The organism is Pseudonocardia sp., from assembly GCF_025965585.1.
Taxonomy (GTDB): Bacteria; Actinomycetota; Actinomycetes; order Mycobacteriales; family Pseudonocardiaceae; genus Pseudonocardia.
This window is the reverse complement of record NZ_JAOPWR010000460.1, coordinates 1-10,903: the sequence shown is the minus strand read 5'-3', so window position 1 is coordinate 10,903 and position 10,903 is coordinate 1. Positions and strand designations below refer to the sequence as shown.

Annotated in this window: 12 protein-coding genes and 1 pseudogene; 10 read left to right on the top strand and 3 right to left on the bottom strand. The window is 75.0% G+C overall.

Annotation, left to right across the window (positions count from 1 at the left end; all coding sequences use genetic code 11):
- The 5 genes from JWR81_RS28255 to JWR81_RS28240 form a co-directional block, all read left to right on the top strand.
- On the top strand, positions 1-337 hold a 337-nt coding region (locus JWR81_RS28255; RefSeq protein WP_297659473.1), incomplete at its 5' end, for a hypothetical protein.
- A gap of 128 nt (positions 338-465) precedes the next feature.
- Positions 466-1,119: a RibD family protein gene (locus JWR81_RS34590; RefSeq protein ID WP_367278870.1), complete on the top strand. Its 654-nt coding sequence runs from the start codon at positions 466-468 to the stop codon at positions 1,117-1,119.
- The gene (locus tag JWR81_RS34585; protein ID WP_367278869.1) at positions 1,106-1,540 is read left to right on the top strand and encodes a dCMP deaminase; all 435 of its coding nucleotides are present in this window, start codon (positions 1,106-1,108) and stop codon (positions 1,538-1,540) included. Before JWR81_RS34590 ends, JWR81_RS34585 begins: the two co-directional genes overlap by 14 nt.
- A 128-nt stretch (positions 1,541-1,668) precedes the next feature.
- Positions 1,669-3,414, top strand: a complete 1,746-nt coding sequence (locus tag JWR81_RS28245) for a proline--tRNA ligase (RefSeq protein WP_297659471.1) — start codon at positions 1,669-1,671, stop codon at positions 3,412-3,414.
- Positions 3,415-3,616: 202 nt separating this feature from the next.
- Complete coding sequence (locus tag JWR81_RS28240; RefSeq protein WP_297659469.1) at positions 3,617-5,680, top strand: FHA domain-containing protein; 2,064 nt, start codon at positions 3,617-3,619, stop codon at positions 5,678-5,680.
- Between the two features lie 6 nt (positions 5,681-5,686).
- Here the strand turns inward: JWR81_RS28240 and JWR81_RS28235 are convergent, their stop codons facing one another.
- The gene (locus tag JWR81_RS28235; RefSeq protein WP_297659467.1) at positions 5,687-6,097 is read right to left on the bottom strand and encodes a secondary thiamine-phosphate synthase enzyme YjbQ; all 411 of its coding nucleotides are present in this window, start codon (positions 6,095-6,097) and stop codon (positions 5,687-5,689) included.
- Positions 6,098-6,116: 19 nt separating this feature from the next.
- Here JWR81_RS28235 and JWR81_RS28230 point away from each other — a divergent pair.
- A pseudogene (locus tag JWR81_RS28230) lies at positions 6,117-7,120 on the top strand (aminotransferase class V-fold PLP-dependent enzyme).
- Positions 7,121-7,132: 12 nt separating this feature from the next.
- Here JWR81_RS28230 and JWR81_RS28225 read toward each other — a convergent pair.
- Positions 7,133-7,630, bottom strand: coding sequence for a ferritin-like domain-containing protein (locus JWR81_RS28225; protein ID WP_297659465.1), 498 nt, complete (start codon positions 7,628-7,630; stop codon positions 7,133-7,135).
- 40 nt (positions 7,631-7,670) lie between these two features.
- The gene (locus JWR81_RS28220; RefSeq protein ID WP_297659464.1) at positions 7,671-8,213 is read right to left on the bottom strand and encodes a hypothetical protein; all 543 of its coding nucleotides are present in this window, start codon (positions 8,211-8,213) and stop codon (positions 7,671-7,673) included.
- A gap of 203 nt (positions 8,214-8,416) precedes the next feature.
- Between JWR81_RS28220 and rimP the strand changes: the two genes are divergently transcribed.
- From rimP to JWR81_RS28200, 4 genes are all read left to right on the top strand, one after another.
- Complete coding sequence (gene rimP, locus JWR81_RS28215; protein ID WP_297659462.1) at positions 8,417-8,962, top strand: ribosome maturation factor RimP; 546 nt, start codon at positions 8,417-8,419, stop codon at positions 8,960-8,962.
- Positions 8,959-9,978 (top strand): transcription termination factor NusA, encoded by a 1,020-nt coding sequence (nusA, locus tag JWR81_RS28210; protein ID WP_297659460.1) that lies wholly within the window; start codon positions 8,959-8,961, stop codon positions 9,976-9,978. The genes rimP and nusA overlap by 4 nt, the downstream gene beginning before the upstream one ends.
- The gene (locus JWR81_RS28205) at positions 9,903-10,415 is read left to right on the top strand and encodes a YlxR family protein (protein WP_297659458.1); all 513 of its coding nucleotides are present in this window, start codon (positions 9,903-9,905) and stop codon (positions 10,413-10,415) included. The genes nusA and JWR81_RS28205 overlap by 76 nt, the downstream gene beginning before the upstream one ends.
- Before the next feature lie 93 nt (positions 10,416-10,508).
- Positions 10,509-10,903: translation initiation factor IF-2 N-terminal domain-containing protein (locus JWR81_RS28200; RefSeq protein ID WP_297659456.1), on the top strand; the 395-nt coding region annotated here is incomplete at its 3' end.

The following is a 10,903-nucleotide window of genomic DNA, read 5'->3' as shown; positions in this document are numbered from 1 at the left end:
CGCTCATCCGATCTCGCGGCCTGCCATGGCTCCGCTCACCCCGGCTCGGGCCACCGCGGCCAAGCCTGCCGCCCCGGTTGCGGTCGCCCCGGCCCGGCCGGTCGCTGCGGCAGCGCGGCCCGCTCCGGTCCGCCGACCCGATCTGCTCGTCGAGGAGGAGGCCACCAGCGTCCTGGCCGGGCCCCGCCCCGGCGACCCGGACGCGACGGTCTTCATCGGCAACCTCGGCGCGCTGCGACGGGCGGCGGAGAAGCTGCAGGCGGAGCGGGACGCGCACGTGGCGGCGGAGCACACCACGGTCCTGCCCCAGCGCCCGTCGCCCCGTCCGCCGCGGTAGGCCGGTCCCTGAGCGCCCCGGCCCGCCGGACACGGCGAGAGGGTGGCTCGCCGACCTCCGGCAGCCGCCCTCCGCCCGTGATCGGCGGGCGTCGTCAGGGCGGGGGCGGCGCAGGGGAGGATGGCGCCGTGAGTAAGCGGCCCTACGTCCTGCTGTCGGCCGCCATGTCGGTGGACGGGTGCATCGACGACCGCATGCCGGACCGGCTGATCCTCTCCGACGCCGCCGACCTCGACCGCGTCGACGCCGCGCGGGCCGGCGTGGACGCGATCCTCGTCGGCGCCACCACCGTCCGGCGGGACGACCCCCGGCTGCTCGTGCGGTCGGCGGAGCGCGTGGCCGAGCGGGTCGCGTCCGGGCGGCCGCCGCAGCCGTTGCGCGTGGTCCTCAGCGGCAGCGGGGAGCTGGACCCGTCCGCGCGACTGTTCACCACGGGTGACGGGAGCCGGGTCGTCTACACCTCTCGTCCCGAGCGGGTGGTGGTGCCCGCGGACGTCGTCGGCACGGTCGATCCCGCCCGCGTGCTCGCCGACCTGCGCGGCCGGGGCGTGGAGCGGCTCATGGTCGAGGGCGGCACGTCGGTCCACACGCTGTTCCTCGCGGCAGGGCTGGTGGACGAGATCCAGCTCGTCGTCGCGCCGTTCTTCGTCGGCGACCCGGACGCGCCGCGCTTCGTCGGGGCCGGTGCGCTGCCGCCCGCGATGCGGCTGGCCGAGGCCCGGCCGATGGGGGACCACGTCCTGCTGCGCTACCTGTTGGGGGAGAACCGTGGACGATCGTGAGCTGTTGGCGCAGGCCGTCGAGCTGGCGCAGCGCTGCCCGCCGTCGGAGACCGCGTTCTCCGTGGGGGCGCTCGTCGTCGCTGCGGACGGCACGGTGCTCGCGGAGGGATGGTCGCGGCAGCGCGACCCGAAGGACCACGCCGAGGAGGCCGCCCTCGCCACCCTGGACGTGGTGCCGCCCGGGGCCACGGTCTACAGCTCGCTGGAGCCGTGCAGCGCACGGGCGTCCCGGCCGCGGACCTGCACCCAGCTGATCCTCGCCGCCGGCATCACCCGCGCGGTGTTCGCGTGGCGGGAGCCGTCGCTGTTCGTCGAGGGGGAGGGGGCGGAGCAGCTGCGGGCGGCGGGCGTCGAGGTGGTCGAGCTGCCCGAGCTCGCCGACGCCGCCCGTGAGCCCAACGGCCACCTCCTGGGGCGGTAGCTCGATCTGCGCGCGATTTCGCGTCCGCGCACCCTCCGTGGACGGTGCGAGGACGCGAAACGGCGCGCAGATCGGGGGCGTGGGAACCGGGGCGACCGGCGACGGGGGTCGTCGCTACCCTTCAGCAGGTGTTGACCCGGATGTCGTCGCTGTTCCTGCGGACCCTGCGTGAGGACCCGGCCGACGCGGAGGTACCGAGCCACAAGCTGCTCGTCCGCGCCGGCTATGTCCGCCGCGCCGCGCCGGGGATCTACTCCTGGCTGCCGCTGGGCCTGAAGGTGCTGCGCGCCGTCGAGCAGGTGGTGCGCGAGGAGATGGACGCGATCGGCGCCCAGGAGATCCACCTGCCCGCGCTGCTGCCCCGCGAGCCCTACGAGGCCACGGGCCGCTGGACCGAGTACGGCCCCAACCTGTTCCGCCTGAAGGACCGCAAGGGCGCCGACTACCTGCTCGGGCCCACCCACGAGGAGCTGTTCACCCAGCTGGTCAAGGGCGAGTACTCGTCCTACAAGGACTACCCGGTGATGCTCTACCAGATCCAGAACAAGTACCGCGACGAGGCGCGGCCCCGTGCGGGCATCCTGCGCGGGCGCGAGTTCCTCATGAAGGACTCGTACTCGTTCGACCTCACCGACGAGGGCCTGTCGGAGTCGTACCGGAAGCACCGGGCGGCCTACATCAGGATCTTCGACCGGCTCGGCTTGGACTACGTCGTCGTCGCGGCCACGTCCGGCGCGATGGGCGGCTCGGCGTCGGAGGAGTTCCTCGCGGTCACGCCGACGGGCGAGGACACGTTCGTCCAGAGCCCGGGCGGGTACGCGGCCAACGTCGAGGCGGTCACCACCACGCCCCCGCCCGCGATCCCGCTCGACGGGCTGCCCGAGGCGCAGGTGCACCACACGCCGAACACGCCGACGATCGAGTCGCTGGTGTCGTTCCTCAACGGAGCGGGCCTGGGCCGCACGTTCACGGCGGCCGACACGCTCAAGAACGTGCTGCTCAAGACCCGTCAGCCCGGCACAGCGGAGTGGACGCTGCTCGGCGTCGGCGTGCCCGGTGACCGCGAGGTCGACATGAAGCGCCTCGAGGCCGCGCTGGAGCCCGCCGAGGTCGCCCTGCTCGATGAGGCCGACTTCGCCAAGAACCCGTTCCTGGTCAAGGGCTACATCGGCCCGGTGGCGCTGGCGGCCAACGGGGTGCGCTACCTCGTGGACCCGCGCGTCGTCACGGGCACGGCGTGGGTCACCGGCGCCGACAAGCCCGACCACCACGTCGTCGACCTGGTGGCCGGTCGCGACTTCACCCCCGACGGCACGATCGAGGCCGCCGAGGTCCGCGAGGGCGACGAGGCCCCCGACGGCAGCGGCCCGCTCGTGGCGGCGCGCGGCATCGAGATCGGGCATGTGTTCCAGCTCGGCCGCAAGTACGCCGACGCCGCGCAGCTCGACGCGCTGGGTCCGGACTCCAAGCCCGTCCGCATCACGATGGGCTCCTACGGCATCGGCGTCTCGCGGCTGGTGGCAGCCATCGCGGAGCAGAACTTCGACGACTCCGGCCTCGTCTGGCCCCGCGCCGTCACGCCGTTCGACGTGCACGTGGTGGTCGCGGGTAAGTCCGAGGAGATCGCTGCCGGTGGTGCCTCGCTCGCCGCCGACCTCGAGGCCGCGGGCCTGAGCGTGCTGCTCGACGACCGCAAGGCCTCGCCGGGCGTCAAGTTCGCCGACGCGGAGCTGATCGGCGTGCCCACCATCGTCGTCGCCGGCCGCGGACTCGCCAACGGCGTGATCGAGGTCAAGGACCGGCGCAGCGGCGAGCGCGTCGAGATCCCCCTCGACGGCGCCGTCGAGCATCTGGAGGCGCTCGCCCGCAGCTAGCGGGTGACCACGCCGCAAGCGGCCGGTTACGCGCTGTACACCAGGACCGGGCGAGACCGTCCCCGCCGTTCACGCTCCGCCACCGGCCCGGCAGTATGTCCGGCATGCGTGGGGACACCGCACGTCCTGCTCCGGTGCCGAGGCATGGTCCGGCCAGCTCCGGGGGCGCCGGCCGAACGTTCCTCGGGGGAGGGTGGCGCGGGTGACTCTCGACGCGGCGAGGGCAGCGGTGATCAGCGGCGACGGGGTCGTCGCGCGCTACCCGGGAGTGCTGTGCGTGGCGCGGTGTCGCGACCGGGAGACGCTGCTGCAGCTGCTCGACCTCTGCGCGGGGGTCGCAGGCCCGGACCCGGGTCGCACCCTGGCGCGGCGGCTGGCCCGCTGGATGGGTGGGGCGGACGCCCCGGACGAGGACCTGGAGTTCGGCACCCTGGCCGTCACGGGCGAGCAGCTCGGCGTGTTCCTCGTCGGCAACGCGGCCGTGACGGGCGGCAGGGCCACCCTGTCCGGCGCCGACGCCGCCACGTGGACCGACCGGCTGATCCCGCTGCCCGACGTCCCCGTCGTCCTCTCCGTCGCCGGTGCCGTCCCGCCTCCCGACCTCCCGTCGTCGCTCAACGACCTGCGTGCCGGCGTGGTGTCGGGCGCCGGCGCGATGCTGTTCCCGGTCGGTGGTGACCAGCGGGCCCCGTCCGCGGACCAGGAGGAGGGCGTCGAGCCGCGCACTGGCCGGGCGCGCACGGTCCCGCGGCGCGATGGCAGGGGCGGGGGCACGAGCGGGGGACCGCGCGACGGCCGCTCCGACGAGCCCGAGGGCAACGGAACCGTCGTGCCTCTCGGGCCCTGGACGAGCGCCCGGTTCGCCGACGCACGCGCCTCCGACCGGTCGGGCTACGAGTGGTTCGCCGACTGGTCCGAGGGCCCCGGATCGGGCGAGGTGGAGTTGCCGTCGCCGGCGCCTGCGGCGGAGCAGCAGCCGGTGCCCGGGCACGACGGCAGCCCATGGGACGGCTCCGCATGGGGCACCGCGAACGGCGAGGTGCCCGCCCCGCCCCGCGGGTCACCCCTTGCGGGCGTGCCGGCGTCCGACGCCACGGCCACCTCGCCCGGACCGGCGTCCGCCCCCCAGCGGGACGGCCGGAGCGAGCACCTCGACGACGACCCGGTGAACGGCGGGCGGCACGCGATCCTCGATCCCGGCGCGACGGACGAGCCCGACCCCGGGCCGGCCCCGCGGTCCGTGGATGCGCGGCAGCTCCCGGACGTCGCGTACGGGGGCGGGTCGCCGGGCCATCTCGGTGCGGACGAGCCTGCGGAGGGCGCGCCCCCCGATCCCGACGGGTACGACCCGGCCGAGGTGCACCCGCTCGCGGGCGCCCCGGTGCTACGTGCGGTCGAGGATCCCGAGGCGCCGGACGAGCCCGGAGCCGGGCAGGACATCGCTCCGGACACCCCTGTCGCCCCCGCCGTGTCCGAGTTCGCACCGCAGGCCGCCGAGCCGGTGGCGGAGCACGTCCCCGGGACCCACGACGACATGCAGGATGCGGAGGCCGCCACGCCCGCCACCGCGGTGCCGGCGCTGCAGCTCCCCCGGCCCGTGGAGGCCGTCGGCGTGTTGCCGGACGGCGTCCCGGGTCCCGCCGCGGGCGAGGCCGCCGATCCGGCGGTGGTCGGGCTGGCGGCCCGGCCCGGCCGGGTGCCGACCCCGGCCCCGCGGCAGCCCGATCCCACCGACGGGCCCGACCGGGACCCCACCGTCGAGCAGCCCGACCCCGGCCCCGCGGAGCACGAGTCGCTCGTGGAGGGGCGGCTGTGCGAGCAGGACCACCTCAACGACCCGCGCTCGGAGTCCTGCGTGCTCTGCGGCGTGCCGCTCGGGGACGGCGACGAGCCGCTCGTGGTCGGCGTGCGCCCGCCGCTGGGCCGCATCGTGTTCGACGACGGCGCCGCCTTCACCGTCGACGCGGAGTACCTCGTCGGCCGGATGCCCGGTGCGGACCCCCGCGCCCGCACCGGCGAGCTGCTGCCGATCGTCGTCGAGGACCGGTCGGGCTCGGTGTCCCGCGTGCACGCCGAGATCCTCATCCACGGATGGGACGTCGTCCTCGTCGACTCCGGTTCGCGCAACGGCACCTTCGTCGCCGGCCCGGACGACCCCGGCTGGACCCCGCTCGCCCCCGGGCGCACGAGCCGCCTGCTGCCCGGCACGCGGGTGCGGATGGGCGGCCGGACGTTCGTGTTCGAGCCCGCAGGATCGGCGTACTGAGGCGTACTAGCCGGCCAGGAACGACAGGCGCACCGAGCGCACGGGGTTGTCGCTGTTGGTGTCGACCAGGCACACCGACTGCCAGGTACCCAGCGCGGGCCGACCGTCGAGCACGGGCACCGACATCGACGGCGCGATGATCGCGGGCAGGACGTGGTCGCGACCGTGACCGCGGCTGCCGTGGCGGTGGGCCCAGCGGTCGTCGGCAGGGAGCAGGTCGCGCAGCGCGGCGAGCAGGTCGGTGTCGCTGCCCGCGCCCGTCTCGATGACGGCGAGCCCGGCCGTCGCGTGCGGCACCCACACGTTCAGCAGCCCCTCCCGAGCGCCCGTGGAGCGCAGGAACGTCGTGATCTCGGACGTCAGGTCGACGACCGCCTCGTGGCCGCCGGTGCGGATCTCGATCAACTCACTGTCCATGCGCCCTAGGGTCGCAGGAGTGCGCATCGCCTTCGGAGCCGAGTTCGACGTCCCCGACGGATACGTCGACACCGCTGCCGTCGGCGTGCCGTCCACTCCGGTCGCCGACGCCGTCGAGGCGGCGGTCCGCGGCTGGCGGAGCGCCGCCGGCCGTCCGCCGGACTTCGACGAGCCCGTCGCGCTCGCCCGCGGGGCGTTCGGCCGGCTCGTGGGATTCCCCGCCGACCGCGTCGCGATCGGGGCGACCGTCTCGGGCCTGCTCGGCGTCGTCGCCGCGAGCCTGCCGCCGGGCGCGCGCGTGCTCGTGGCGCGGGGCGACTTCACGAGCGTCACGCGGCCGCGCGGGGTCTGAGCGTCGACGAGGTCGAGCTGGACGAGCTGGGGGCGCGTGCGGGGGAGTACGACGTGGTCGCGGTGAGCGTCGTGCAGTCGGCGCACGGGCGCGTCGCCGACCTCGCCGCGTTGCGGGCCGCCCGCTCGGCGGGCACCCGCGTGGTGCTGGACGCCACCCAGGCCACGGGCTGGCTCGACGCCGACCTGGGCTGGGCCGACGTGGTGGTCGGCGGCGGCTACAAGTGGCTCCTGAGCCCGCGCGGGGTGGCGTGGATGGCGGTGCGCGAGGACCTGGAGCTCGGTGCCCAGCAGGCAGGCTGGTACGCCGGGTCCGACCCCTGGACGAGCGTCTACGGGCTGCCGCTGCGCCTCGCGCCGGACGCGCGGGCCTACGACACGTCACCGGCCTGGTACTGCCACGCGGGCGCCGCCGTCGCGCTGCCGTGGCTCGCCGGACTGGACCGGGCCGCCGTGCACGCCCACTGCACGGGCCTGGCCGACGCGTTCCGCGCGGGACTGGGGATGGAACCTGCGGGCTCGGCGATCGTGGCGGTGGCCCGGCCCGGCGCGGCGGACCGCCTGACGGCGGCGGGGGTGGTGACCAGCGTCCGGGCCGGGGCGGCCCGCCTGGCCTTCCACCTCTACAACACCGAGGCGGACGTGGCACAGGCCCTGAACGCCCTGCACTGACTGTGCAGGTGGTCAGGGCTGGCCGGGGAACGTGGGGATCGCGGGCGGGGTGTTCACCACCACCCGCCAGTGGGCGCAGCGCAGCGTGCTCTCGGTCAGCGCGTTCAGCGCGGCCTGGCGCAGGCCGCGGTCGGTGGTGTGCTCCAGCACCGACCGCCAGGCGGTCATCGCGTCCGTCTCGGCCACCACCGCGAGGGCCGCGGCCGACACCCCGTCGGTGACCGGCTTCGGCGTGGCGTAGGCGGGCTGCGCCGAGATCGGCCGCGTGCCGATCTGCACCAGCGTCTGCTCGACGGCACCGCGCAGGACGCGGTGCGCCTCCTCGTCGGCGCGGGCCTGCGCGAGCTGGTCGCCGGGTAGGAAGGCCAGGATCAGCGAGTAGGACCACAGCGCGGCGTGCTCGGCGCCGAGGGCGTCCTGCAGGGCCGCGGCGGCCGTCCGGTCGATCGTCGACGGGCCGTTGCTCGGCGCGGCGTTGGGCCCGTAGGGCTGGGGCGTCGGGCTGCTCATGCCGGTCCGCTCATGATGGCACCGCTCATGACAGGGCCGCTCATGACAGGGCCGCCGCGTAGGTGGCGCAGCACGCCGACACCGAGGCCACGAGCCCGACCCGTTCGGCAGGAAGCGTCAGCACGGCTGTGGCAGCCGCCGACGCCGAGGCCTTGACCGCGTCGCGCACCGCCCTCAGCGTCGGGGTGCCGGTGGTGGGTGCCGGGGCCGGTGTGGGCGCGTGGGCGGCCGTGGTGCGCGTCGGGTCGAGGCGGGCGACCTCGGCGTCGAGCGCCGCGGCGTGGTCGGTGCGGGCGGCGCGCAGTGGCGCGATGCTCTCGGCGATCTTCGGGTCGGCGGCCCCCGCAGCGGTGATGAGGGCGACGTCGGCGCGGGCGGCGTCGGCGAGGGCGATGAGCGGGTCGGGCTCGGTGTCCCGTGCGGACCCGCCGAACGAGCACCCGGCCAGCGCGGGCGGGACGAGCAATAGCCCGGCGAGCATCCGGCGCCGCGAGAGCCCGGACCCGGACGGCCGGGTTGCGGAGGGCCCGGATGCGGACAGCGGCGATGCGGAAGGCGAGGGCGCCGTGCCTGCCCCGTCCATCCAACCTCCCCGCTGCCTCCGGCGGCCGCTGGAGCCGCCTCGCCGGGCGCCCATCCTGCCAGGCCGCTCCGGCGGCCCCGCGGCGGAGCGGAGGTGGTCCGTGACTCCTCGTGGGCGCGATACCCTTGCGGACCCATCCCGCCCGCCAGGACCGCGCCACTCGTGCGTGCTCGGCGGGCCGACCGACGAAGCAGGAGCACGCGATGCCCTCCCCCCGCCCTGTGCAGAAGCCCGCCGGGCAGCAGCCCGGTGAGCAGCTGCACGGCGTGCTGGAACCGATCGTCACCGCTGCGGGCTTCGAGCTGGACCAGCTCGACGTCCGTGCCATCGGCCGCCGCCACACCATCAAGCTGGTGGTGGACTCCGACGCCGGCGTCGGGTTGGACGACATCGCGCTCGTGTCCCGCGCCGCCTCCGAGGAGCTCGACAAGCACGAGCACCTGATCGGCGGTTCGTACACCCTCGAGGTCACGTCGCCCGGCGTCGACCGGCCGCTGACCTCGCCACGGCACTGGCGGCGAGCCCACCTGCGCCTCGTCGCCGTGCGCCCGCAGGACGGTGCTCCGTTCACCGGTCGCGTCGGCAGCGCGGGGGAGGAGTCGGTGGAGCTGCTGGTGGGCGGCGCCCGGCGCACGCTGCGCTACGCCGACGTGGCGCACGCCGCTGTCGAGGTGGAGTTCAGCAAGCCACCCGCATCCGAGATCGAGGCCCTGCAGGGTACCGAGACGACCCAGGAGGGATCGAGATGAACGTCGACATCGCCGCACTGCGCGCCATCGAGCGCGACAAGGAGATTCCCTTCGAGACGGTCATCGAGGCCATCGAGACGGCGCTCCTCACCGCCTACAAGCACACCGACGGCCACCAGCCGCACGCCCGCATCGACATCGACCGCAAGAGCGGCCTGGTCCGCGTGATGGCGCAGGAGCTCGGCGAGGACGGCGCGGTCGCCACCGAGTGGGACGACACCCCCGAGGGCTTCGGCCGCATCGCCGCCACCACCGCCCGCCAGGTGATCGTGCAGCGGCTGCGCGACGCCGAGCACGAGCGCACCTTCGGCGAGTTCGCCGCGAAGGAGGGCGAGATCGTCGCCGGCGTCGTGCAGCGCGACGCCCGCGCCAACGCCCGCGGCGTGGTGATCGTCCAGCTGTCGCCGCAGACCGAGGGCGTGCTCCCGCAGGCCGAGCAGGTGCCCGGCGAGACCTACGGCCACGGCGAGCGCATCCGCTGCTACGTCGTGGGGGTGACGCGCGGAATGCGCGGCACCCAGATCACGTTGAGCCGTACGCACCCGAACCTCGTCCGCAAGCTGTTCGCGCTCGAGGTGCCGGAGATCGTCGACGGCTCGGTGGAGATCACCGCCGTCGCCCGCGAGGCCGGGCACCGCTCCAAGATCGCGGTCCGGTCCACGGTCCCCGGGGTCAACCCGAAGGGTGCCTGCATCGGTCCGATGGGGGCCCGTGTGCGCGGGGTCATGAGCGAGCTGGCGGGTGAGAAGATCGACATCATCGACTGGGACGGCGACCCCGCCACGTTCGTCGGCAACGCCCTGTCCCCGTCGAAGGTGGTGTCGGTCACGGTCATCGACGCCAAGACCCGCACGGCCCGCGTCGTCGTCCCGGACTTCCAGCTCTCCCTCGCCATCGGCAAGGAGGGGCAGAACGCCCGGTTGGCCGCCCGTCTCACCGGGTGGCGCATCGACATCCGCAGCGACGCCGATCCCCGTGGTGCCGTCGACGCCCCGGAGTCGGAGTCGGTCGGCTGAACGGGTCACGACCTCTCCCACAGCACAGCGCGGGGGGAGAGCGCGGCGACGCTGCGCTACACTCAGCATCGGCCCTCGACCATGGGCCGGTTCCCGTACGCCCGACCCCCGCCCCGGATCGTCGATCCGCCGCGGAGCCCGTCAGGACGTGCGTCGGCTGCCGGACCAGGTCTCAGGCCGGCGGTCTGTTGCGTGTCGTCGCGGTAGACGGGGTGGTCACCCCGGATCCACGTCGACGGCTCCCTGGACGAGGTGCGTGGTTGCATCCCGTTCTGGAGTGCCTGGACCGTGCCGAGCGTCGCTCGGCGTTCCCTCGGGCGCTCCGCGTCCCGGGACCGCTGGACGTCACTGCGGTGCGGGCACATCTGACCGTCGCAAGCGGGGCGCAGGAGACACCTGCGTCCGTCACAGCAGGAAGCAAGGTCGACCCGTCATGAGCCAGTCGTGAAGATCGCACCATGAACGTGCTTCGACACTAGGTTCGAGGTCGAGCGGGACCAGCCGCCGGCCTCCGAGAAACAAGGAGTGCAGTGGCAGGCAAGGCCCGCGTGCACGAGCTCGCCAAAGAGCTCGGCATCAGCAGCAAGCAGGTCCTGAGCAAGTTGCAGGACCTCGGGGAGTACGTGAAGTCTCCCTCCTCCACGGTCGAGGCCCCGGTCGCCCGCAAGCTGCGGGAGTCCGTCGCCGGGGGTGCCGGCAACGGCGCCGCCCGTGGGTCCGGTGGTGGCCGTCCCCGTCCGGGCGCCACGCCCGGCTCGTCCCCGGTCCCCGGTCCGCCGCGGTCCGGCAACGGTGGTCCGGTCCCCGGACCGCGCCCGGCGGCTCCGCAGCCGTCGGCACCCCGCCCGGCGGCTCCGGCCGCTCCGGCGGCTCCGGCCGAGGCCACCCGGCCGACCGCGTCCGCACCGGCACCGGCCCCGGCCCG

Bases quoted from the DNA above. Each gene is read 5' to 3' on its own strand.
- rimP (WP_297659462.1), top strand. From the start codon at position 8,417: ATGCCCTCCCCCCGCCCTGTGCAGAAGCCCGCCGGGCAGCAGCCCGGT.
- JWR81_RS28235 (WP_297659467.1), bottom strand. From the start codon at position 6,097: ATGGACAGTGAGTTGATCGAGATCCGCACCGGCGGCCACGAGGCGGTC.
- JWR81_RS28220 (WP_297659464.1), bottom strand. From the start codon at position 8,213: ATGGACGGGGCAGGCACGGCGCCCTCGCCTTCCGCATCGCCGCTGTCC.
- JWR81_RS28225 (WP_297659465.1), bottom strand. From the start codon at position 7,630: ATGAGCAGCCCGACGCCCCAGCCCTACGGGCCCAACGCCGCGCCGAGC.
- nusA (WP_297659460.1), top strand. From the start codon at position 8,959: ATGAACGTCGACATCGCCGCACTGCGCGCCATCGAGCGCGACAAGGAG.